Origin of the sequence: Vibrio bathopelagicus (assembly GCF_014879975.1) — a bacterium.
Lineage (GTDB): Bacteria > Pseudomonadota > Gammaproteobacteria > Enterobacterales > Vibrionaceae > Vibrio > Vibrio bathopelagicus.
Map to the genome: position 1 here is coordinate 3,219,361 of NZ_CP062500.1, position 22,954 is coordinate 3,242,314.

Sequence of the window (22,954 nt, forward strand, 5' to 3'; positions counted from 1 at the left end):
TTAAAGTGACATCAGTTTCTTATCACGTCCCCACTCTTCTGGCGTGAAAGCCTTAATAGAAAGAGCATGGATGTCATTGCGTTGAATGTATTCCATTAGTGGGCCGTAGATTAGTTGCTGCTTCTTAACTCGATTCATGCCATCAAAACATGGATCAACGGCAACAACTTCGTAATGACTGCCTTCACCCTTCACGAAAATCTCCTGAAGGTTCAGTGCTTCTGCTAATAATTCTTGTACTTTTGTGCTGTCCACAAATAGCTCCTGCCTAATTTTTTATGTGTTCTGCCATCATTGGCTGGATATTGCTCAATTGGAACAACGTTCGCAATTGTTCTGGCACGAAACTGAGCATTATATGACAGTTTTGATTTTTTGCATGCTCTAATAAGTGAATTAGCATCACCATTCCTGCTGAATCGACTCGATTTATATGGCTAAGGTCAATTTCAACGTCTGATTCCGTCGTTTGCCACTTTTCCAATATACGCCAGATTGCAGGGACACTGTCTCGGTCGATATCACCGAGCAGCTGATACTCTTTAGAGCTTAGTGCTTGCCATTGAGAATGGCTCATTATTTGTTACTCTCAAAACGAATCGGTTGTGCGGCCAGTTTTTCTAGTTCGTCGGCAACTTGTAAGATGCCTTCTTGACGAATCTTAGTATTCCACTCTGACTGCTTACTTGAAAGTAGGCTAATGCCTTCAGCAACCATATCAAATGCCTTCCACTCGCCTGATTTTTTGTCTTTGCGCAGCTTAAATTCAAGCTTAATGTTTGGGCGTGGCGTATCGATGATATCTACCTTGATACTGGTAATACGGCTATCCGCTTTGATTTTTGGCTCAGGACCAAATTGAATCGTCTGATCCGAGTACTGAGTCAGCACTTGAGCATAAGAAGAAACGAGGTACTTACGGAATGCATCGATAAATACACGTACGTCTTTTCTGTCCGCCCCTTTTAGGTTAGGTCCTAACAACTTAAGTGCCGCATATTGTGCGTTCACATAAGGCATCAATTCTTCTTCCACAATAACCTTCAATAATTCAGGATCATTGTGGATGTTCTCTTGCTCGTTCTTTAGGCGTTCAAAAGACACTTCTGCAACTTGAGTCATCATCTGATAAGGCTGAGTGCGGTCAATCGATTCTTCGGCAAAAACTTGAGTTGTCATCAGTAAAGCAACCGCTGCCATAAACCATTTTTTCAATAGGTTGTTAGTCTTTAACATGAGACTACTCCTTAGCTTCGTTATCGTCAGAACCGCCAACGCTATACAGCACCTGTCCAATCAAATCTTCTAGTACTAATGCTGATTTGGTGTCTTCAATTGAGTCACCATCAACCAACATCTCTTCATCTTCAAAAATGAAGCCAGGAACAAGACTGATGTATTGCTCACCAATTAAACCAGACGTTAAGATTTGAGCACTAGAGGTATCAGGAAATTGTGAGTACTTCGCATCAATAGACAGTTCAACCACAGGGAGATAACTTTCAGTATCAAGCTGAATACTCTGAACTCGGCCAACAACCACGCCACCTACCTTCACCGGAGAGCGAACTTTCAGGCTACCAATGTTGTCAAAGGTCGCTTTTAAGTTGTAAGTATGGTTTGAACCTAGACCTTTTACGTCAGCGACTTGAAAGATCATGATTAAGATTGCGCAAATTCCGGCAATAACAAAGGTGCCGACCCATAATTCTAATTTTCGAGTTTGTTGCATGATTAATTCCCAAACATCAATGCGGTAAGAACAAAATCTAGCCCTAATACCGCTAGAGAAGAGTGCACTACTGTGCGTGTGGTTGCCTGACTAATACCTTCAGAGGTCGGTACCGCATCATAGCCATTGAAAAGCGCGATCCACGTTACGGTGATAGCGAAGACCATACATTTGATCATGCTGTTGCCAATATCTCGACCCAGCTCAACAGAAGATTGCATCGCAGACCAGAAACTACCGTGGTCAATACCTTTCCAATCAACACCCACTATTTGGCCGCCCCAGATACCTACTGCCATAAAGATCATAGCAAGCAAAGGCATTGAGATAAGCCCGGCCCAAAGTCGTGGTGCAATAATCCGTTTAAGAGGATCGACCGCCATCATTTCAAGGCTAGAGATTTGTTCCGTCGCCTTCATTAAGCCAATTTCCGCAGTCAATGCTGAACCAGCACGCCCGGCAAATAAAAGCGCCGTTACCACAGGGCCGAGTTCACGAAGCAACGACAACGCGACCATTTGACCAAGATTACCTTCAGCGCCGTAATCAATTAATACGACATAACCCTGTAGGCTAAGTACCATACCGATGAACAGACCCGAAACTAAAATAATAGCCAATGACTGAACGCCAACGCTATAAAGTTGTTTAACTAATAAAGGGAAGTTTTTTAGTCTCGGGATGCCAAACAAAGCGCCAAATAACATCAGGCTTGCTCGACCAAATGACTCACAGATCGCAAGTGTTCGTTTACCGACACCCGCAATAGTTTTCGCAATCATATTAAAACAAATCCTTTTCTAGACTCTTTGCCGGGAACCTAAATGGCACAGGGCCATCCGCATCACCTTGCAAAAATTGCTGCACTCTTGGATCACTATTGTTGTACAGCTCGTCAGGCGATCCACTTGCTATGATTTTGCCATCAGCAAGCAGATAAACTAAATCAGCAATACTCATCACCTCTGGCACATCATGGGATACAACAACAGAGGTTAAACCCAAAGCCTGATTAAGGTTACGGATTAGCTCAACAAGCACACCCATAGTAATTGGGTCTTGGCCGACAAAAGGCTCATCGTACATAATCAGTTCCGGATCCAAAGCAATCGCACGAGCCAAAGCCGCTCGCCTTGCCATGCCGCCGGATAGCTCACTTGGCATCAATTGAGCCGCGCCTCGCAAGCCTACCGCTTCAAGTTTAAGCAAAACAACAGTACGAATGAACTTCTCGTTAAGCTCAGTATGTTCGCGAAGGGGAAATGCCACGTTATCAAAGACATTGAGATCCGTAAAAAGTGCACCCGACTGGAAAAGCATGCTCATTTTTTTACGGGCTTGATATAACTTACGGCGTGACAACGCAGGAATATTATCGCCATCAAACCACACTTCCCCAGCATCTGGAGGCAGTTGACCGCCAATCAAACGAAGTAAGGTGGTTTTACCAATCCCAGACGGCCCCATGATTGCAGTAATTTTGCCTTGAGGTACCTCTAAGCTAATGTCATCAAAGATAACTCGCTCGCCTCGAGAGAAGCTGAGGTTTTTAACCTTCACAAGCTCAGTATTCAACATGACCTGTTGTTTCCTTGCTCTAAAAAACATCAATTATGGCTGTAATAATAATGAGTCTACTTTAGAATTAAAAGCACTGTTCGATTAATTACATAAAACAAAAAGACAGGCAGGGATTTGAAAGCATTGAAAAATTCACCTTTCGAGTGCATTTCTTTATCACTAACCCTGAATTAATTTGTAGAGTGACTTCCCTTTTATCTATCAACAAGTCAAAATTAGCGGTTAATTCTCCGTTTTTTATTAATTTTTAGGAATCATCATGCTTGAAGCGATTGCGTTTCTCATTATCGGTCTAGGTTTTTTGGTGTGGAGTGCAGATAAACTGGTTTATGGAGCCGCTGCTCTTGCCCGCAACTTCGGTATTTCACCTTTAGTTATCGGTATGACGATTCTTGCAATGGGATCTTCTGCACCAGAAATGATGGTTTCAGCAACAGCTGCTCTCGACGGAAAAACAGATACTGCAGTTGGTAACGTTTTAGGTTCTAACATCGCTAACATCGCTCTGATTTTAGGTATTACAGCGCTTATCAAGCCGCTATCTATCAGCTCTGGTGTGATTCGCCGTGAACTACCATTAATGATTGGTGTCACTCTATTAGCTGGCGCTTTGCTGTGGGACAACCATTTAGGGTTCTACGAAGGCGTATTGTTGTTTGTTCTTTTTGCCGCATTCTTATTCGCAATGCTACAAATCAGCCGCAGTGAGAAAAAGAATGGTGATGCCTTTCTTGAAGAGCAAGAATCTGAAGTTCCTGAAGGCGTAAGCAACCCTAAAGCCGCAATGTGGGTAGTGGTTGGTCTAATTATCTTACCTCTAGCTGCCAATATGTTGGTTGATAATGCGGTTGTTATCGCGAAGTTCTTTGGCATGAGCGACCTGGTAATTGGTTTAACTATCATTGCCGTTGGCACCAGCCTACCTGAACTTGCAGCATCTCTTGCAGGTGTAATGAAGGGTGAAGATGACATGGCCGTGGGTAATATCATCGGTTCAAACGTATTCAACATACTTGCTGTTATGGGTATTCCGGGCATCTTAAATCCATCAATCCTGAGTGAATTTGCGATGGGTCGTGATTTCTGGGTAATGCTAGGCGTATCCCTACTGCTTGTTGTAATGGCACTCGGTAAATCTCGCAGTGTGAATCGTATTGAAGGTGGCGTATTGATTGTGACGTTTGTGGCGTATCAAAGTTACCTACTAATGAACATGTCAGCTTAATTATTGATTTAACTTCCCGTACTTGGAGTATTTGATGTCTCAGTCATTCGATTATCGCAGTGTTGCAAAGCAAGTTTTGGAAACCGAAGTTGCAGGTCTTACTCAATTGGACCAATATTTTAATGATGATTTTTGCAAAGCTTGCGACCTTATCCTGAACAACAAAGGAAAAGTGGTTGTGATGGGCATGGGGAAATCTGGCCACATCGGCAACAAAATAGCAGCAACGTTGGCAAGTACAGGTACATCCGCTTTCTTCGTACACCCAGGAGAAGCCGCGCATGGTGATCTAGGTATGATCGGGGCTGGTGATGTTGTGATAGCGATATCCAACTCGGGTGAATCAGGTGAAATCCTGAGCCTATTTCCGGTATTGAAGCGCTTGAACATCAAGATCATCAGCATGACCGGTAAGCCAGCTTCAAACATGGCGACTTTATCTGATATTCATTTACAAATATCCGTGCCAGAAGAAGCGTGCCCGCTAGGACTTGCGCCAACAACCAGCACCACGGCAACCTTGGTGATGGGTGATGCATTAGCCGTTGCACTTTTACAAGCCAGAGGCTTTACTGCGCAAGATTTTGCTTTGTCTCACCCTGGCGGCGCTTTGGGTCGACAACTATTATTGAAGCTTGAAGATATCATGCACACTGGTGATGAACTTCCTGTCGTTGCACCTAACGCCCTAGTCAGAGATGCTCTACTAGAGATATCGCAAAAAGGTCTCGGTATGACCGCGGTTGTTGGCGATAACGGTCAAATGGCAGGTATTTTTACCGACGGTGATTTACGTCGTATTCTAGATAAGCGCATTGATATTCATAGTACGCAGATCGGCGATGTAATGACACAAAACCCAACCGTTGCCGAACCAAACATGCTCGCGGTTGAAGGCTTAAATCTGATGCAAGCAAAAAGCATTAATGGTTTGATGTTATGCCATGAAGGCAAACTCGTCGGTGCCCTAAATATGCATGACTTACTCAAAGCAGGGGTAATGTAATGACAAACACTGTAGAAACCTTATATGGCACAGCAGACGCAGCCGTGTTCGAAATGGCAAAAGATATCAAACTGCTGATTTGCGATGTTGATGGTGTATTCTCAGATGGTCGCATCTACATGGGCAACAACGGCGAAGAACTGAAAACATTCCACACTCGTGATGGCTACGGCATTAAATCGCTGATGAACGCGGGCATTGAAATCGCGATCATCACCGGCCGTAAATCTCAAATTGTTGAGAACCGCATGACAGCTCTTGGTATTAAACTTATCTACCAAGGTCAAGATGATAAAGTTAAAGCCTACCAAGATATTTGCGATAAGCTTTCTGTAGACCCAATCAATACGGGTTACATCGGTGACGATCTGATCGATTGGCCAGTGATGGAAAAAGTTGGCTTGAAGGTATGTGTGGCAGATGGTCACCCACTACTTGCTAGACGAGCGAATTACGTGACAACCATTAAAGGTGGTCATGGTGCGGTGCGTGAAGTCTGCGATCTTATCCTACAAGCAAGAAATGAACTCGACATGCATAAAGGTTTAAGCATATGAGTTTTACTCGTATTATCTATTTAATACTCATATTTATTGCTTCTTGGTCGACCTATTACTTGTTCGACAAAGAGCAAAGATCAACGATACAAGTAGCTCCAAATTTAGAGCTGCCGGCTTTTAGTGGCAAAAGTCTAGATAACATCAGTTATGACGAAAGTGGTATTCGTAGCTATCAGGTTGAATCCACCTATTTGGAACACTACTCCGTTGTTGGCGATACACATTTTCAAAACCCCGTTCTCTCTGTTTTCCGCGAAGGACATACGATTGAATGGCAAGTGACCGCTGATCGCGCGATCATGGATGAAAATCAAGTCGTTACTTTTTATGATAACGTGGTAGCCAAGAACCTATTGCCAGAAGCGAGCTTCGATACTATGACAACCGATAAAATGGTTGTTGAGCTCACTAGCCGAGATTTTTATTCAGAGACTCCGGTCCATATGATCGGTACATTTTTTGAAACTGAGGGGCAAGCAATGAAGGGTAACTTCGGTACCAACAATGCAACCCTCTTTAATTCTGTTCAAGGTAGATATGAAACTCTTACCCCTTAGTTTACTTGCTTTTGCCTTTGCTGCGCCAAGCGTATACGCCCTATCTTCGGATAGCGAGCAGCCTGTCTATATTGATTCAGACAGTCAGCAACTGGATATGAAAAGCAACAAAGTCACATTCATCGGCGATGTTGTTCTTAAGCAGGGCAGCATCAATATCAATGCTGATAAAGTGATTGTTACTCGAAACGCGGTCAACGGTGAAATTGAAGAAATTCAAGGCTTCGGTAAGCCAGCAACCTTCTCTCAGCTTACTGATGACGGGAAGACACTCTACGGCGAAGCTGACGACTTACATTACCAGCTTGTTGCGGACAGATTGATCATGACCAAGAATGCAATGCTATCTCAAGATGGCAGCATCATTCGTGGTTCTAAAATCACTTACCAGATCGGCTCTCAAAAATTAGTCGCTGACAGTGGTGAGAACAAACGTGTATCAACGGTTTTACAACCCACTGAAGTGAACAAGTAATCATGGCAGTCCTTACAGCAAAGAACCTAGCGAAAACATACAGCAAGCGTAAAGTCGTCACCGACGTAAGCTTACAGGTAGAGTCAGGCCAGATCGTAGGATTACTTGGGCCCAACGGCGCAGGTAAAACCACGTCTTTCTATATGATTGTTGGCTTAGTTGCGCGTGATGAAGGCACTATCAGCATTGATGACCTCGACATCAGTATCCTGCCAATGCACAGTCGTTCACGCCTTGGTATTGGTTACCTGCCTCAAGAAGCGTCTATTTTCCGTAAGTTGTCAGTTGAGAACAACATCATGGCCGTTTTACAAACGCGTGATGAACTGACTCACGAACAGCGTCAGGATAAGCTAGAAGACTTACTTGAAGAGTTCCACATCCAACATATCCGAACCAGTAATGGTATGGCTCTGTCGGGTGGTGAGCGCCGTCGTGTTGAGATTGCCCGAGCACTTGCAGCCAATCCTCAGTTTATTCTATTGGATGAACCGTTTGCTGGTGTTGACCCAATCTCAGTTATTGATATCAAAAAAATCATTGTTCACCTGCGCGATCGCGGCTTAGGCGTTTTGATTACCGACCACAACGTTCGCGAAACATTGGACGTGTGTGAAAAAGCTTACATTGTGAGCCAAGGGCACCTGATTGCAGAGGGGACTCCTGAAGATGTTCTCAATAACGAACAAGTTAAACAAGTTTATCTAGGCGAACAATTCCGTCTATGATTATATAGAGAGTATCGAGAGTTCTTAGAATAATAACTAGGTAAGTACCACTGAATGAAACCCTCATTACAACTTAAGCTAGGCCAACAGTTAGCAATGACTCCTCAATTGCAGCAAGCGATCCGTTTGTTGCAATTGTCTACATTAGATTTGCAGCAAGAGATTCAAGAAGCACTAGAATCCAACCCACTACTCGATGTCGAAGAAGGCAATGAAGAAACGCCTACATCAGAAGAGAAACCTAGCAGTGACGAGAAAGAAACAGTTGAAACCGCGGAACCGGACTTACCAGATAGCTCCGAATTAATCGAAAAATCAGAGATTGGCAACGAACTAGAAATCGATACCACTTGGGAAGACGTTTATAGCGCGAATACCGGAAATACGGGTATTGCCATTGACGATGATATGCCCGTCTATCAAGGTGAAACAACGCAAAGCCTGCACGACTACCTACTTTGGCAACTCGACCTCACTCCGTTCTCTGAAACTGACAGAACCATAGCCTTTGCACTGATTGATGCCATTGATGACTATGGGTACCTAACCGTAACGTGCGAAGACATCCTCGAAAACTTCGACAACGAAGAGATCGATCTTGATGAAGTAGAAGCCGTACGCAAAAGAATCCAACAGTTTGACCCGCTTGGTGTCGGTTCTGTGAACCTTCAAGATTGTTTGTTACTGCAACTGGCAACCTTCCCTCAAGACACGCCTTGGCTCAACGAAGCTAAGTTAGTACTTACTAGCCATATCGATCAACTCGGTAATCGTGATTACAAACTGGTCATCAAAGAGACTAAGTTGAAAGAAGCAGAACTACGTGAAGTTTTGCAGCTCATTCAACAACTGGACCCTCGTCCTGGCAGTAAGATAACCCCAGACGAAACTGAATATGTCGTTCCCGATGTATCGGTATTCAAAGATCTGGGCAAATGGTTAGTGACCATTAACCCCGACAGCGTACCTAAACTGAAAGTAAATCAGCAATACGCTGACTTAGGTAGCAAAGGTAATAGCGCCGATAACCAATACATCCGCTCAAATTTGCAAGAAGCAAAATGGTTAATTAAGAGCCTAGAAAGCCGAAATGAGACGCTACTCAAAGTTGCACGATGTATTGTTGAACATCAACGCGGTTTCTTCGAACATGGCGCAGAAGCCATGAAGCCGATGGTACTTAATGATGTGGCTTTAGCTGTCGACATGCACGAATCGACTATTTCTCGTGTAACGACTCAGAAATTCATGCACACCCCTCGTGGCATATTTGAACTCAAATACTTTTTCTCTAGCCATGTCAGTACTGACAATGGCGGCGAATGTTCATCGACAGCAATTCGCGCGCTCATTAAGAAGCTTGTCGCGGCTGAAAATACCGCAAAACCTCTCAGTGATAGTAAGATTGCTGCTTTACTGGCTGACCAAGGAATTCAGGTAGCTAGACGTACGATAGCGAAATACCGTGAGTCTCTGGGCATTGCCCCATCGAGTCAGCGTAAACGTCTGTTATAAGCTTATTTAGTTAGCTATTTAACTAAGTGATATATCAGACAACAAACTGAAAAGGAAAGTCTATGCAAATCAATATTCAAGGCCATCACGTTGATCTTACCGATTCAATGCAAGACTATGTTCACACCAAATTCGACAAACTTGAACGCTTTTTTGACCATATCAATAGCATTCAAGTTGTTTTAAAAGTTGAGAAAATCAATCAAATTGCAGAAGCGACCCTTCATATAAATCAAGGCGAAATTCATGCAACAGCAACAGATGAAAATATGTATGCTGCGATTGATTCATTGGTTGATAAACTCGTTCGCCAACTCAACAAACACAAAGAAAAGCTAAGTAGTCACTAACATGCAATTAAGCGAAGTACTTTCATTGGACTGCACCAAAAGTGCAGTCCAATGCACAAGCAAAAAAAGAGCCCTTGAGCTCATCAGTCAAATCGCCGCTGAAAGCTGCGGTCAAGATTCAACAGAACTGTTTGAGTGCATGTTGAGTCGTGAAAAGATGGGCAGTACTGGTATCGGCAATGGCATCGCTATTCCGCATGCTCGTATGAATGTCAGTGATAAAGCGATTGCTGTATTACTGCAATGCCAAGAGCCCATCGAATTTGATGCGATTGATAACCGTCCTGTCGACCTATTATTTGCTCTGCTTGTTCCTAGCGAACAATGTAAAGAACATCTAAAAACCCTTTCTTGTATGGCAGAACGACTTAACGATAAGCAGACCCTTAAACAGTTGCGTAATGCTCAGAGTGATCAAGAGCTTTATGACATCATGATTCAAGTGCCAACTTGCGAGCAATAGCATGCGATTAATCGTTGTTAGTGGCCAATCTGGGGCCGGTAAAAGTGTTGCGCTACGAGTTCTTGAAGACTTGGGGTATTACTGTGTTGATAACCTACCAGTAAATCTACTCAGCGACTTTGTCGAATCAGTAAGAGAAATCAATCAGAACGTTGCCGTCAGCATTGATATCCGTAACCTGCCGAAAGAGCCGAAATTGGTCACAGATACGCTAGAACAACTAGAATCTGCAACCGACATCGACCTCAATGTGTTGTTCCTAGATGCGAGCAAGCAGACGCTACTGAAACGCTACAGCGAAACACGCCGAATCCACCCTCTTTCGATTGGTCAAGACAAGTTATCACTTGAACAAGCTATCGATTTAGAGAAAACCCTTCTGACCCCTCTCGCTGAGCAAGCTTGCATCGTCATTGATAGCAGTGACTGCAATCTTTACGAGTTAAGTGAAAAGGTTCGATTTAAAGTTGAAGGAAAAGAGAAGCAAGAATTAATCATTGTCTTTCAATCTTTCGGTTTTAAATATGGTCTACCTAGTGACGCTGACTATGTGTTTGATGTTCGTTTCTTGCCGAACCCTCACTGGGAACCAGCTCTTCGACCATTGACTGGGCTTGATGCGCCTATTCACTCTTTTCTAGAAAAACACTCTGAAGTGCTTGAACTCAAACAGCAGATCCAGGGCTTTGTAGAGCAGTGGCTACCGATGTTAGAGAAGAACAATCGGAGTTACCTAACGGTCGCGATTGGTTGTACCGGTGGCAAACATCGCTCGGTGTATTTAACGCAAAAAATTGGTGAGTACTTCGACCAACTTGGACACCAAGTTCAAATTAGACACGCCTCCCTAGAGAAACAACAGCAGGTTTAACCATGGAATTAACTCGAACTGTACTGATCCAAAATCGTTTGGGTCTTCATGCTAGAGCGGCGGTAAAGTTAGTTGAGCTTGCACAAAGCTTTGATGCCACTATCACTATCCATAGTGAAGAAGACAAAATCGCGACAGCCGACAGTGTTATGGGGCTGCTCATGTTGGAATCAGCACAAGGGCAACATATCACCATTCAAGCCGCGGGCACTGATTCGCAACAAGCCTTGGATGCTGTCTGCCATTTAATTGAAGACAAGTTTGATGAGGGTGAGTAGCTCGAAATCATGACGCCAAATACCCAATAGTCTGGAGGAACTTCCGGACACAATTAAATCTTAGTTCTACCTAAGTTAATGATTTAAATAAGCCCCAGAATTAAGTTACTATTCCAAACATTGTTAGAATAATGAGATAGGAGGAAAATATGGCAGAGCAATTAGAATTCGACCAAGCTCACCAAACCCTCCAAGAAGTCAGCGAAGCCCTAGAAAACGGCCGATTTGTTCACGTACGCCGACTACTTCAGGACATGGAACCTGAAGATATTGCACACCTTTTAGAAGCCTCCCCTCGCAAAAGTCGTGATGTACTCTGGCAACTCACCGATCCTGAAGACTACGGTGAAATTCTTGATGAGCTAAACGAAGACGTCAAAGATGCTCTTGTGTCAAAAATGGCACCAGAAACCTTAGCAGAAGCAACCGAAGGTATGGAAACCGATGACGTCGCGTACGTACTTCGAAGCCTACCCGACGATGTTTCTCGCGAAGTCCTTTCTCAAATGGACTCCGTTGATCGTGCTTTAGTTGAAACGGCACTATCGTACCCAGAAGATTCAGCGGGTGCGTTAATGAACACCGACGTAATCACGATCCGTGGTGATGTCGATGTTGAGGTCGTCCTGCGTTATTTACGTATGCGTGGTGAATTACCAGACGCTACCGATGCATTGTATGTTATCGACGATGATGAACGCCTCATTGGTAACCTATCACTCAGCACGCTGATTACGACGCAACCTGATGTTGCGGTTTCCGAAGTAATGGAAGATGCAGACGAAGCTATTGCTGTTGAAACCAGTGCCTCTGATCTCGCTAGTCTGTTCGAACGCCGTAACTGGGTATCTGCTCCTGTTGTCGATGTAAATCAACACCTTGTCGGTCGTATCACTATTGATGATGTGGTTGATGTCATTCGTGAGGATGCTGAACACTCGATGATGAGTATGGCGGGTATGGATGATGACGAAGATACCTTCGCTCCGGTCGTCAAATCCGCTCGTCGTCGTAGTGTCTGGTTAGGCGCAAATGTTTTAGCTGCACTCGCCGCTGCGTCTGTGTCTAACATGTTTGAGGCGACACTGAATGAGATGGCAGCCATTGCTATTTTGATGACCATCGTACCGTCCATGGGCGGTGTTGCTGGTAACCAAACCGTCGCTCTGGTCATTCGTGGTTTAGCACTTGGTCACATCGGTGACAGTAACAAACGCGAACTACTACTTAAAGAAGCCTCTATCGGCTTCCTTAACGGCATTCTATGGGCCGTTATCATTGGCGGTATAGTGGTTGCTTGGAAAGGCAATTGGATCTTGGGAGGCATTATCTCAGCAGCGATGATGACAAACTTGATTGTCGCGGGTATTGCTGGTGTAACCATTCCTGTGATGCTGAAGAAAATGAATATCGACCCAGCCCTTGCTGGCGGCATGGCTCTCACCACGGTGACCGATGTGATTGGCCTATCGGTGTTCTTAGGCTTAGCAACCATACTTATCTAAACCATACTCACCTAAAACATAGCTATCTAGTGCGAATAAACAGATAGCCTATTTTAAGTTAAGACGCTAAATACAAAAAGGGAGCTCAAGGCTCCCTTTTTAATACGTCATATTTAAGCTTCAGATTAAAACTAAAGCAAATTAAGTAAATTACTCACCCGCGACTTTCATCGACTCAAGCAAGATAGAACCGGTTTGAATTTGCGAACGAGTTTCAACGTCATTACCTACCGCTACAATCTGAGTGAACATGTCTTTTAGATTGCCTGCGATCGTCACTTCCGATACTGGGTATTGGATCTCTCCATTCTCAACCCAGAAACCTGCTGCGCCACGAGAGTAATCACCAGTCACGGTATTCACACCTTGCCCCATCACTTCAGTAACTAGGAAACCTGTGCCTAATTCTTTTAGCATTTGCTCAAAGTTTTGACCGGTAGATTTAACGAACCAGTTATGGATGCCACCCGCATGGCCTGTCGGTGTCATTTCCATCTTACGAGCGGCATAGCTAGTAAGAAGGTAAGTTGCTAACACACCATCCGTGATAATTTCACGATCTTGAGTGTAAACACCTTCGCTGTCGAACGGGCTAGAAGCCAAACCACGTAAGATATGTGGACGCTCAGAAATATTGAACCAATCTGGCAGGATTTTCTGACCTAGGTGATCCAGTAAGAACGAAGACTTGCGGTAAAGGTTACCACCACTAATTGCCATCACAAGGTGGCCAATTAGGCCTGTAGCGACGTCGTTAGCGAACATGATTGGGTATTGACCTGTTGGAAGCTTCTTCGCATCCAAACGGCTTACAGTCTTTTCTGCAGCTTCTTGACCAACACGCTCAGGCGTCCAAAGCTCATCACGGTGACGTGCAACGGTGTAGCTGTAGTCACGCTCCATTTCGCCATTAGCACCCTCACCAATGACACAACAGCTTGTGCTATGACGGCTTGATGCGAAGCTGGCCAGTAGACCGTGGCTGTTACCATAAACCTTAACGCCATAATGACTGTCATAGCTTGCGCCATCACTTTGTTTGATCTTGTCGCTGTACGCGAGTGCTTGTCTTTCGGCAGCAATCGCAATCTCAGCAGCATAGTCTGGATTCGGCTCATCCGGGTGAAAAAGATCCAAATCAGGAATTTCTTTCACCATATATTCTTTAGGTGCAGGACCGGCAAAAGGGTCTTCAGAGGTGTATTGAGCAATATCGAGCGCGGCTGCGACGGTTTGAGCAATCGCCTTCTCACTCAGATCAGATGTAGATGCGCTGCCTTTCTTCTGGCCGCGATAAACAGTAATGCCTAGAGCACCATCACTATTAAATTCAACGTTTTCCACTTCACACATGCGTGTGGAAACACTTAAACCCGTTGACTTAGTAATAGCGACCTCAGCTGCGTCTGCACTCACTGATGCCATATCCAACGCTTTAGCTACTGCGGCTTCTAGCTCAACTCTTTGCTGGGCGACTTGCTGTTTTACATCCATATCTATTCTAATTTTTTAGGTCAATATTACGTAGGATAACAAGAATTTCGCTTTCTCCCCAAGATTCTTGCTAAAATAGGCAATATATTCGTTTGAGATAGTGACATAGGCAGAAAAGATGGCTCGCAAAAACCAAAAAGCCCCATGGGAACCAGAAGAAGAAATCATCTGGGTAAGTAAGACTGAAATGAAAACGGACATGGACGCCCTGCAAAAGCTGGGAGAAGAGCTTGTTGAACTAAAGCCTTCTATTCTTGATAAGTTTCCTTTGTCTGAAGATCTGGCTTTAGCGATTAAAGATGCACAGCGCTTTAAAAATGAAGCAAAGCGCCGTCAGCTTCAATACATTGGTAAAGTAATGCGCAATGTAGATCCAGAGCCGATTCAAGCGGCTTTAGATAAGATTCGCAACAAACACTCTCAAGCAACAGTTGAACTGCACAAACTAGAGCAACTGCGTGACCGCGTTGTTGCTGAAGGTGATGCTGCCATTTCAGACGTTATGGATATGTACCCTGAAGCAGACCGTCAACGTCTTCGTCAGTTAGCTCGTCAAGCTAACAAAGAGAAAGCGGCAAATAAACCTGCTAAGTCTTCTCGTGAAATCTTCCAAATCTTAAAAGAGCTAAAACTAGGCGACTAATCTTCGTCTCCCTTGACTCAAAAAGATAATAAAAGACCTAGCACATGCTAGGTCTTTTTGTATTCGACGCTCTCAATATCAACAAGTATTCAATATCAGGACTCAGTCGTTATTCTCCAGCTCGAACAAAGGAACTCAACTCGCCTTGTGGGTGCTCGACAGTTAGCGCATCTATCGAGTCTTCAACTAAAACCTTACCCAGAGCCACAAACACAAACTTGTTCGCGATACTGCGCGCATCACCTAAGTGGTGTGTCACCATCAAAACAGTAATGTTTCGCTCTGCTGCTAATCGCTTCACTAAGCTCAGCATCTCTTCACGAAGCAAAGGATCAAGCGCAGAAAAGGGCTCATCAAGCAGCCAAATATCATGCGGCTGTACAAAACATCGAGCTAGCGCAACACGCTGACGTTGACCCCCCGATAAATGCTCAGGCAATCTATCTAAATACTCCGCGACCCCAACTTGTGCGGCTGCTTGCTCAACTTCGAGTTTTTGGGTTGCGGTAAGCTTTAACCCTGGATGCAGCCCTAAACCAATATTTTCACGCACGGTAAGATGAGCAAACAGGTTATGCTCTTGAAACAGCATAGCCAGTGGGCGTTGATGCGCCTCTTTACCTATCAAGGATTGCCCTGCTACCGAGATCTCACCCGAGGTCGGCTCAATAAAACCAGCAACCAGCGCCAGCAGTGTTGATTTACCAGCACCACTAGGCCCCATCAATGCAACAATGTCGCCCTGCTCTGCTTGAAAATCAAAACGAAACAACTCTTGGTGATAGTGGTAGTCCACATCTTTCATCACTAACATCATCGGTTCCTTAATTTTTTAGCGTTGAGATTTGAGGTTCGAGTAAATAAAAATTCAATGAGGCTAAAACTGCCCACACTCAACAACAGCAGACTGACCGAAACAACGGCTGCGGCTTCCATCTGATAGCTGCCTAGTAATTGGAATAGATACAAAGGTAATGTTCTAAAATCATGGCTACCAAACAAGGCAATCGCACTTAAATCTCCCATTGCAAGCATGAAGCTGATTGAAAATGCGTGTGCCATAGGTTTGCGTAAAGCTCGCCACTCCACCAGCCTAAAGCGAGTGAAACCCGTCATCCCTAAGCTCGCGCATACATATTGATACTGCTGAGACAGGTGCAGCATAGGTTGAGCCAAGGTTTTAATCACGTAAGGTAGCGCCATCAAGCTGTTCACCGCGATCACAATAAAGAAAGCCAAGCTGAACACATCGGTAAATGAACGCAACAATAAGAAAAGACCAGTGCTAATCACTAGCCCCGGTGTCACTAAAATAATAGTGCCAATCAACTCGATTTTATCAGCTCGAAAATTCTTATTTTGCAAGCGCCATGCTCGACTAGTAAGCAGTATCGCAATACCAATAAAAACAGCGATAACACTAGCTAAAGAAGCGACACGAACTGAGGTCATTAACGCCGCCCAAAACGGTTCACTGCTGAGCACCGTCAAAGCTTGAGAGTTAATACCACTAAAGATAACCATGGCTAATGGCGGCAATACCAGCATTGAGACTACGATGATCCAAAAGCTATCCCAAGCTTTTGCCCACCAGCTGTCCTTAACCAAATATTTATCTTCCGACAGCTGACTGGCTGTCACAGAGATTGGCTTAGACAAGCGCTGAATACTCACCGCTAATACACCACACAGCAGCATTTGCCATATTGCGAGTAACGCACCAGCCTGTAGATCAAAATCGAACTTAATCGCTTGATAGATTGCCAACTCGATAGTGGTCGATTTCGGGCCACCACCAAGAGCCATTACAGTAGCAAAACTGGTGAAGCACAGCATGAAGACTAAACCACAAACATGTGGCAGTTGTTGCCTTAAACGTGGCCATTCGACCCATTTAAATTTATTCCAATGACTCATACCCAAATGAGCACACAGTTTATGTTGCTCAGCTGGCACGGTATCCAAAGCTTGTAAAAGCAGACGGCTAGCATAAGGCAGATTAAAGAAGACATGTGCGAGCAAAATGCCATTCAAACCATAAATTGAGAATGGCAATTCAATGTCGAAGTTAGCCAAAAATTTAGCTAACCAGCCACTGTTGCCATAAATCGCGAGCAAGCCAAATACACCGACCAACACAGGCAGAACCAAGGTCGACGCGAACAGCCTTAGCAACAAAGCTCGTCCAAAAAATTGCCTGCGACACAGAGCGTGCGCAATAGGTATAGCAAAGCCAACACTCAGTAAAGTTGAGAGTGTCGCTTGATAAAAACTGAATTTCGTTACATGCCAATAGTAAGGATCGGACCATACTTGGCTGATATCAAGAGAAGGGGCATTGCTAAGCAATGCCCCAACTGCTGAAACCACGAAGGCGGCAATGAGTATCGCAACCCAAATCCCGACCTTAGGTGTTTTCTTTATCATAAATTGATTTGTTACCGTAAATAGTTCGCTCAAAGTATATCGAACGAACCTTTAAATACAGAAAGCTAATTTTTAAAGTAAGTTAGAAAGCTCATTTTTTAAAAAGTAAGTGCACTCTGCCATTCTCGGATCCAAGGCTTGCGCTTAGCGGCGATTTCTTCAGGCGTAAAGCTCAGAGCTTTTTGCGGCACCGTTAACTGCTCGAACCCCTTTGGTAGTTCGATGTCAGTAACTGGGTACATCCAGTTACCCGTTGGCATCGCCGATTGGAACTCATCACTTAGGATAAATGCCATAAATTCATCAGCCAGCTTTTCGTTCTTGCTGCCTTTGACCTTAGCTGCCACTTCCACTTGAGTGTAATGACCTTCTTCAAAGCTTGCTGCTGCGTACTTAGAATCACTTTCTGCAATAATGTGGTAAGCAGGAGAAGTCGTGTAAGACAAGACTAAATCCGACTCGCCTTCTAAGAACATAGAATAAGCCTCAGACCAACCTTTAGTCACAGTAACCGTTTTCTGATCGAGCTTCTTCCACGCCGCTGTCGCTTCATCACCGTAAACAGACTTCATCCATAGCATCATGCCTTGACCCGGCGTTGAAGTACGCGGGTCTTGGTAGATAACCTTGAGGTCGTCACGTTGCTCAACCAGCTCTTTCAAACTCTTAGGCGGGTTTGCTAATTTCTCTTTGTTATAGATAAACGCAAAGTAACCAAAATCATAAGGAACAAAGGTGCTGTCGTTCCAACCGTTAGGAAGTGTCACTGATGACGTATCAACACTGTGCTCAGCCAATAAGCCCGTCGCTTTCGCTTCAGCCATTAGATTGTTATCTAGGCCTAACACGATGTCTGCTTTACTGTTACCACCTTCAAGACGCAAGCGGTTAAGAATAGACACGCCATCTTCTAGCGCGACAAAATTCACATCACAGCCACACTTTTCTTCGAATGCTTTTTCAACGGCCGGGCGAGGGCCCCAATCGGCAGCAAAAGAATCATAGGTATATACAGTTAGAGTATTGTCTGCAGCAACGGCAGAAAAAGAGATGGCTGTTGTAACAGCAAGGGTTGTTAATGTGAATTTCACTGGACGCTCTCCATGGTCTGAGCGGCACAGGTTTGAGGGAGGAGAACGGTAGAAGTTGTTCCTAACTCAATTCCTACGCCAGCATTATCTGGTTCAGGTTTACGGGTCCCAAGCGCTTACTTGATCTCAGCTCGCATTCATTATTTGAATGGTTCGCTCCCCGATGAGTGTTCAGAATTGTAATTCGAATTTTAACAATAAGCTATCAAGTTTGGATCAATTACGTTGATCGTAACCCCAACGTGGCACTAAACCTTGCTCGATACCAAGATGATCCAGAATGCGCGCCACCATAAAATCGACTAGGTCTTCGATCGACTTAGGTTGATGATAAAAACCCGGAGCAGCAGGCATGATCGTCACGCCCATGGTCGAGAGTTTGTGCATGTTCTCTAAATGCAGCGTAGAAAATGGCGTCTCACGAACCACCAATAACAGCTGGCCTCGCTCTTTCATAACTACGTCAGCTGCTCGCTCGATCAGGTTATCTGATAGACCATGAGCAATTGAAGCCAAGCTTCCCGCAGAACATGGACACACCACCATCTGCTTCGGCGCTGCTGAACCAGAGGCCACCGGAGAGAACCAATCATCTTTGCCACACACCACCAGCTTTTCTGGGTCGCAACCTAAATGCTTCACCAAAACTTGTTTCGCTGTGTCAGGCCCAGCAGGTAACTTAAGTTCATGCTCTGTCGCCAACACCACTCGCGCTGCAGACGATATCAGTAAATAAACCTGATAATCTGCCGCCAATAAGCATTCAAGTAAACGCAGTCCGTAAGGCGCACCAGATGCGCCTGTGAAAGCGAGGGTTATAGCTTTATCGTGTTTTGTCATGTTCTCAATTACTTCAAATTATAAGGTCTTGGATCGGTTAAGCTTTGAGTGCCAACGCATCCAACAGTTTTTGGTGAATACCACCAAAGCCACCATTACTCATTACCAAGATTTGGTCGCCCGCTTGTGCCTCTGAGACAATTTTAGCAACGAATGCGTCCATGTCATCACTCACGTGTGCGGGTTGATGGCACGCATCGGCAACGTCTTGTACAGACCAATCAATGTTATCCGGCTGGAATAAGTAGGTAGAATCCGCCTGCTTGAGCGAATCAGCCAAAGTTTCTTTGTGTACACCACGCTTCATGGTGGCAGAACGAGGCTCTAAAACGGCAATGATTTTTTTCGTGTCGACCTTATTACGTAAACCGCCCAGCGTAAGTTCAATCGCTGTAGGATGATGAGCAAAATCGTCATAGACAGAAACGCCTGCCACTTCGCCTTTAAATTCTAAGCGACGCTTGGTATTAATAAAGGTAGCCAACGATTCGCAAGCGAGATCAGGTTTCACACCCACGTGTCGTGCTGCGGCAATCGCCATCAAAGCATTGCTGACGTTATGATCGCCAACCAAATCCCAATCGACGGTTCCAACACATTCACCTTGGAAGTACACCTCAAATTTAGAGCCGTCTTTAACTAATTTCTTGGCATCCCAATCACCGAGTTCACCACTCAACTCAGTTTCACTCCAGCAGCCACGAGATAACACATCTTGTATCGCGATATCTTGCTTCGGTGAGAAAATACGGCCATTACTTGGCACAGTGCGAACTAAGTGATGGAACTGACGCTTGATCGCTTCAAGATCATCAAAGATATCCGCATGATCGAATTCGAGGTTGTTCATCACTAACGTTCTTGGGTGATAATGAACAAACTTAGATCGCTTATCAAAGAAAGCACTGTCGTATTCGTCGGCTTCCACCACGAAAAACATGCTGTCACCAAGGCGAGCAGAGATACCAAAGTTACCTAGCACACCACCCACAAGGAAGCCCGGCGCGTAACCGCAGTCTTCAAGGATCCATGCCAGCATGCTCGATGTTGTTGTCTTACCATGCGTTCCCGATACCGCCAAAACCCAACGGTCATGCAGCAAGAACTCTTGCAACCACTGCGGCCCGGAAGTGTATCTAAGGTTGTTATCCAATACATACTCTACACAAGGGTTACCACGGCTCATCGCATTACCAATGACCACTAAGTCAGGTCTTGGTTCTAATTGGCTCGGGTCGAACCCTTCAATAATCTCTATCCCCTGAGACTCCAACAAGGTGCTCATTGGAGGGTAAACATTCGCGTCACTACCAGTAACCTTGTGACCTAATTGACGAGCCAATACCGCAGCACCACCCATGAAGGTGCCACAAATTCCTAAGATATGAATATGCATATATTGCTTCCAAACGCTTGGCCAAATGAGCCATGTCTAAATCAAACTACTTGCACTCATTATCATTAAATGGCGATTAAAAGCGAGTCACAATGCAAAACAAATTTAGTCGACATAGTAAGTGAGATCTGTGTCGCTTAGTTCATTACCATTAAAAAGATCTAACCTTTAGAATTTAGGTAAGCGTCTAGATGAATAAAGCCCATATAAGAGGCTAATTCTACAGTGCTCAAATCCCCCTAATATTCAGAGAAGTTTAAGGAAATAACATGTCTGAGATGCGCACCCTTGGTGAATTCATTGTTGCAAAACAAAATGACTTCCCCCATGCAAGTGGTGATCTATCATCCCTTTTGTCATCAATTCGTCTTGCTGCGAAAATTGTTAACCGCGAAATTAACAAAGCAGGTCTTGTCGACATTACTGGCGCTGTTGGTACAGACAACGTTCAAGGTGAAGAGCAACAAAAGCTAGACCTATACGCGAACGACAAGTTTAAAGCTGCACTTGAAGCCCGAGACCAAGTTTGTGGTGTTGCGAGTGAAGAAGAAGACGAAGCCGTTGCCTTCAATAAAGAGCTCAACAAAAACGCAAAATACGTCGTATTGATGGATCCACTTGATGGTTCTTCAAACATCGATGTGAATGTATCTGTTGGTACAATCTTCTCTATCTACCGTCGAGTATCACCGATTGGTACTCCGCCAACACAAGAAGATTTCCTACAGCCTGGACACAAGCAAGTGGCCGCGGGTTACGTAATTTACGGTTCTTCAACCATGCTTGTTTACACAACAGGCGCTGGCGTAAATGGTTTCACCTACGACCCATCACTGGGTACCTTCTGTCTATCTCATGAAAACATGATGATCCCTGATGAAGGAAAAATTTACTCGATCAACGAAGGTAACTACTTCCGCTTCCCTACGGGTGTTAAAAAGTACATCAAGTACTGCCAAGAAGATGAGCCGAGTGACAACCGCCCTTACACCTCTCGTTACATTGGTTCTCTCGTATCAGATTTCCACCGTAACCTGCTGAAAGGCGGCATCTACTTATATCCAAGCACACAAAGCCACCCTCAAGGTAAGCTGCGTTTGCTTTACGAGTGCAACCCAATTGCTTTCCTTATGGAGCAAGCTGGCGGTATCGCTTCAGACGGTGCTCAACGCATCATGGATATCAAACCAACAGAGTTACACCAACGTGTACCTTTCTTTGTTGGTTCAACAGACATGGTTCGCAAAGTCGAAGAGTTTCTTGAACTTAACCAAGACTAACCCTCTCGTTTATTTCTCAAAATAACATCATTAAAAAAGCCAGCATTCACATGCTGGCTTTTAACTATTCAATGAGCTAATTGTTCGTTAGGTTATCGAACATCAAACTTCGATTCTGCGCCTCGTTCATAGTTAAAGCGGAACCATTTATCGACGTCATCACAAATTCCAAGGTAAGTTTCACCACGGCGTCCTAGCGCTCTTGGATTTTGAGAACAGTACTGAGTTTTACCCACTTCATAACCTTGGTCATAAGCGGCATACAAGTTTGCATCAATTGATGGTGAAGACGCGGCTTCAGCCAAACTTGCTTCAGTCTGCTTGGTTTTTCCTTTCAGCGCCATTTCTTCGCCAAAGCTCTGCCAATCGGTCGTATTCATTGATGTTGGTGGCGGGGTTTGCGCACAACCAAATAATATTACTGATAGCACCAATAATATATATTTCATAATTTCCTCCTGATGGAAAAGACTAGCTCGTACATTGAGACTTTTAGCTATTTCGTCAGAATGCTTCCAGTAGTTCATTCACTATAACGGGTTATCCCGCTTACACCAGTTACCCGAAAGTATTTCTTTATTAGCTGTTAGATCAAGCTGATACAAATATACCCATGCTAATCCAAATATAGTCTCTATTTGCTCGCGACGATACTCAACAGGAACATCTTCTAGCCGATCGAGCGACTCCAAAACTTCGTCGTTAATGATATAGACCTCGCCAGCGACACTTTTCTTTCCAAAAATCATCGCCGGATATGCACCTAAATCAAAAAGGGCAAATGTCTCTGGTGTATCAAAGCGCCCCAACAACTCACAATGCTGCAAATAGTGGTGATTAGACTGGCCTTGTCTCAATGTGCCATAGACGAATACAAGATGCTGCATAAACCCTCCACAAGCCATTCATACTTGTACTTCGATGAATGGCTGAAACA

Annotated in this window: 28 protein-coding genes and 1 riboswitch; of the genes, 14 read left to right on the plus strand and 14 right to left on the minus strand. The window is 44.5% G+C overall.

The annotated features are described in order from the left end of the window. Genes ibaG through mlaF form a run of 6 tightly spaced genes read right to left on the minus strand, consistent with a single transcriptional unit; the run spans position 1 to position 3,310 of the window. On the minus strand, positions 1–255 hold the full coding sequence (gene ibaG / locus IHV80_RS14310) for a BolA family iron metabolism protein IbaG (protein ID WP_192889455.1): 255 nt from the start codon (positions 253–255) through the stop codon (positions 1–3). 13 nt (positions 256–268) lie between these two features. Next, positions 269–577 (minus strand): STAS domain-containing protein, encoded by a 309-nt coding sequence (locus IHV80_RS14315; protein ID WP_102438160.1) that lies wholly within the window; start codon positions 575–577, stop codon positions 269–271. Then, positions 577–1,200, minus strand: coding sequence for an MlaC/ttg2D family ABC transporter substrate-binding protein (locus IHV80_RS14320; protein ID WP_192890780.1), 624 nt, complete (start codon positions 1,198–1,200; stop codon positions 577–579). Before IHV80_RS14320 ends, IHV80_RS14315 begins: the two co-directional genes overlap by 1 nt. Positions 1,201–1,240: 40 nt before the next feature. Continuing rightward, entirely contained in the window at positions 1,241–1,732 is a 492-nt protein-coding gene (mlaD, locus tag IHV80_RS14325; protein ID WP_065104177.1) for an outer membrane lipid asymmetry maintenance protein MlaD, read from the minus strand. Positions 1,733–1,734: 2 nt separating this feature from the next. Beyond that, complete coding sequence (mlaE, locus tag IHV80_RS14330) at positions 1,735–2,514, minus strand: lipid asymmetry maintenance ABC transporter permease subunit MlaE (RefSeq protein ID WP_192889456.1); 780 nt, start codon at positions 2,512–2,514, stop codon at positions 1,735–1,737. A 1-nt stretch (position 2,515) separates the two neighbouring features. Further along, entirely contained in the window at positions 2,516–3,310 is a 795-nt protein-coding gene (gene mlaF, locus IHV80_RS14335; protein ID WP_192889457.1) for a phospholipid ABC transporter ATP-binding protein MlaF, read from the minus strand. 262 nt (positions 3,311–3,572) lie between these two features. On the opposite strand from mlaF, the gene IHV80_RS14340 reads away from it, so the two are divergent. The 12 genes from IHV80_RS14340 (at position 3,573) to mgtE (ending at position 12,846) form a co-directional block, all read left to right on the plus strand. Beyond that, entirely contained in the window at positions 3,573–4,538 is a 966-nt protein-coding gene (locus tag IHV80_RS14340; RefSeq protein ID WP_102438152.1) for a calcium/sodium antiporter, read from the plus strand. 34 nt (positions 4,539–4,572) lie between these two features. Then, positions 4,573–5,544 (plus strand): arabinose-5-phosphate isomerase KdsD, encoded by a 972-nt coding sequence (gene kdsD, locus IHV80_RS14345; protein WP_192889458.1) that lies wholly within the window; start codon positions 4,573–4,575, stop codon positions 5,542–5,544. Beyond that, complete coding sequence (gene kdsC / locus IHV80_RS14350) at positions 5,544–6,101, plus strand: 3-deoxy-manno-octulosonate-8-phosphatase KdsC (RefSeq protein ID WP_192889459.1); 558 nt, start codon at positions 5,544–5,546, stop codon at positions 6,099–6,101. Before kdsD ends, kdsC begins: the two co-directional genes overlap by 1 nt. Beyond that, a complete protein-coding gene (lptC, locus tag IHV80_RS14355; protein WP_192889460.1) occupies positions 6,098–6,661 on the plus strand; it encodes an LPS export ABC transporter periplasmic protein LptC in 564 nt (187 codons plus the stop codon). The genes kdsC and lptC overlap by 4 nt, the downstream gene beginning before the upstream one ends. Further along, a complete protein-coding gene (gene lptA / locus IHV80_RS14360) occupies positions 6,642–7,136 on the plus strand; it encodes a lipopolysaccharide transport periplasmic protein LptA (RefSeq protein WP_017107769.1) in 495 nt (164 codons plus the stop codon). Before lptC ends, lptA begins: the two co-directional genes overlap by 20 nt. Positions 7,137–7,138: 2 nt before the next feature. Then, on the plus strand, positions 7,139–7,864 hold the full coding sequence (gene lptB, locus IHV80_RS14365; RefSeq protein ID WP_017107768.1) for an LPS export ABC transporter ATP-binding protein: 726 nt from the start codon (positions 7,139–7,141) through the stop codon (positions 7,862–7,864). 54 nt (positions 7,865–7,918) lie between these two features. Then, complete coding sequence (locus IHV80_RS14370; RefSeq protein WP_192889461.1) at positions 7,919–9,379, plus strand: RNA polymerase factor sigma-54; 1,461 nt, start codon at positions 7,919–7,921, stop codon at positions 9,377–9,379. A gap of 62 nt (positions 9,380–9,441) precedes the next feature. After that, positions 9,442–9,729: a ribosome hibernation promoting factor gene (gene hpf / locus IHV80_RS14375; RefSeq protein ID WP_192889462.1), complete on the plus strand. Its 288-nt coding sequence runs from the start codon at positions 9,442–9,444 to the stop codon at positions 9,727–9,729. 1 nt (position 9,730) lies between these two features. Continuing rightward, a complete protein-coding gene (ptsN, locus tag IHV80_RS14380; protein WP_017107765.1) occupies positions 9,731–10,192 on the plus strand; it encodes a PTS IIA-like nitrogen regulatory protein PtsN in 462 nt (153 codons plus the stop codon). A gap of 1 nt (position 10,193) precedes the next feature. Further along, positions 10,194–11,063 carry an RNase adapter RapZ gene (gene rapZ / locus IHV80_RS14385; RefSeq protein WP_192889463.1) on the plus strand — a complete coding sequence of 290 codons (870 nt, stop codon included), beginning with the start codon at positions 10,194–10,196 and terminating at the stop codon, positions 11,061–11,063. Between the two features lie 2 nt (positions 11,064–11,065). Continuing rightward, the gene (locus IHV80_RS14390; RefSeq protein ID WP_048659270.1) at positions 11,066–11,341 is read left to right on the plus strand and encodes an HPr family phosphocarrier protein; all 276 of its coding nucleotides are present in this window, start codon (positions 11,066–11,068) and stop codon (positions 11,339–11,341) included. A gap of 149 nt (positions 11,342–11,490) precedes the next feature. Then, positions 11,491–12,846: a magnesium transporter gene (gene mgtE / locus IHV80_RS14395; RefSeq protein ID WP_192889464.1), complete on the plus strand. Its 1,356-nt coding sequence runs from the start codon at positions 11,491–11,493 to the stop codon at positions 12,844–12,846. A 150-nt stretch (positions 12,847–12,996) separates the two neighbouring features. On the opposite strand, the gene pmbA is transcribed toward mgtE, so the two are convergent. After that, complete coding sequence (gene pmbA, locus IHV80_RS14400) at positions 12,997–14,340, minus strand: metalloprotease PmbA (protein WP_099165089.1); 1,344 nt, start codon at positions 14,338–14,340, stop codon at positions 12,997–12,999. Between the two features lie 118 nt (positions 14,341–14,458). Between pmbA and yjgA the strand changes: the two genes are divergently transcribed. After that, positions 14,459–14,983 carry a ribosome biogenesis factor YjgA gene (gene yjgA / locus IHV80_RS14405; RefSeq protein ID WP_017107760.1) on the plus strand — a complete coding sequence of 175 codons (525 nt, stop codon included), beginning with the start codon at positions 14,459–14,461 and terminating at the stop codon, positions 14,981–14,983. Positions 14,984–15,092: 109 nt separating this feature from the next. Here the strand turns inward: yjgA and thiQ are convergent, their stop codons facing one another. The 5 genes from thiQ to mpl all read right to left on the minus strand — a co-directional run bounded on the left by thiQ (position 15,093) and on the right by mpl (position 20,737). Then, entirely contained in the window at positions 15,093–15,797 is a 705-nt protein-coding gene (gene thiQ / locus IHV80_RS14410) for a thiamine ABC transporter ATP-binding protein (RefSeq protein WP_192889465.1), read from the minus strand. Beyond that, a complete protein-coding gene (thiP, locus tag IHV80_RS14415) occupies positions 15,797–17,410 on the minus strand; it encodes a thiamine/thiamine pyrophosphate ABC transporter permease ThiP (protein WP_192889466.1) in 1,614 nt (537 codons plus the stop codon). Before thiP ends, thiQ begins: the two co-directional genes overlap by 1 nt. Before the next feature lie 98 nt (positions 17,411–17,508). Further along, entirely contained in the window at positions 17,509–18,501 is a 993-nt protein-coding gene (gene thiB, locus IHV80_RS14420; protein WP_192889467.1) for a thiamine ABC transporter substrate binding subunit, read from the minus strand. A gap of 53 nt (positions 18,502–18,554) precedes the next feature. Then, positions 18,555–18,674: riboswitch (TPP riboswitch) on the minus strand. 43 nt (positions 18,675–18,717) lie between these two features. After that, on the minus strand, positions 18,718–19,341 hold the full coding sequence (locus IHV80_RS14425; RefSeq protein ID WP_192889468.1) for a flavin prenyltransferase UbiX: 624 nt from the start codon (positions 19,339–19,341) through the stop codon (positions 18,718–18,720). A 37-nt stretch (positions 19,342–19,378) separates the two neighbouring features. Beyond that, on the minus strand, positions 19,379–20,737 hold the full coding sequence (gene mpl / locus IHV80_RS14430) for a UDP-N-acetylmuramate:L-alanyl-gamma-D-glutamyl-meso-diaminopimelate ligase (protein ID WP_192889469.1): 1,359 nt from the start codon (positions 20,735–20,737) through the stop codon (positions 19,379–19,381). A 269-nt stretch (positions 20,738–21,006) separates the two neighbouring features. Here mpl and fbp point away from each other — a divergent pair, with 269 nt between their 5' ends. Beyond that, positions 21,007–22,017 (plus strand): class 1 fructose-bisphosphatase, encoded by a 1,011-nt coding sequence (gene fbp, locus IHV80_RS14435; protein ID WP_192889470.1) that lies wholly within the window; start codon positions 21,007–21,009, stop codon positions 22,015–22,017. 92 nt (positions 22,018–22,109) lie between these two features. Here fbp and IHV80_RS14440 read toward each other — a convergent pair whose 3' ends face one another. Both IHV80_RS14440 and IHV80_RS14445 read right to left on the minus strand, forming a co-directional pair. Beyond that, positions 22,110–22,466 (minus strand): DUF2799 domain-containing protein, encoded by a 357-nt coding sequence (locus IHV80_RS14440; RefSeq protein ID WP_192889471.1) that lies wholly within the window; start codon positions 22,464–22,466, stop codon positions 22,110–22,112. 81 nt (positions 22,467–22,547) lie between these two features. After that, a complete protein-coding gene (locus IHV80_RS14445; RefSeq protein ID WP_192889472.1) occupies positions 22,548–22,904 on the minus strand; it encodes a gamma-glutamylcyclotransferase family protein in 357 nt (118 codons plus the stop codon). Between the last annotated feature and the right edge of the window lie 50 nt (positions 22,905–22,954).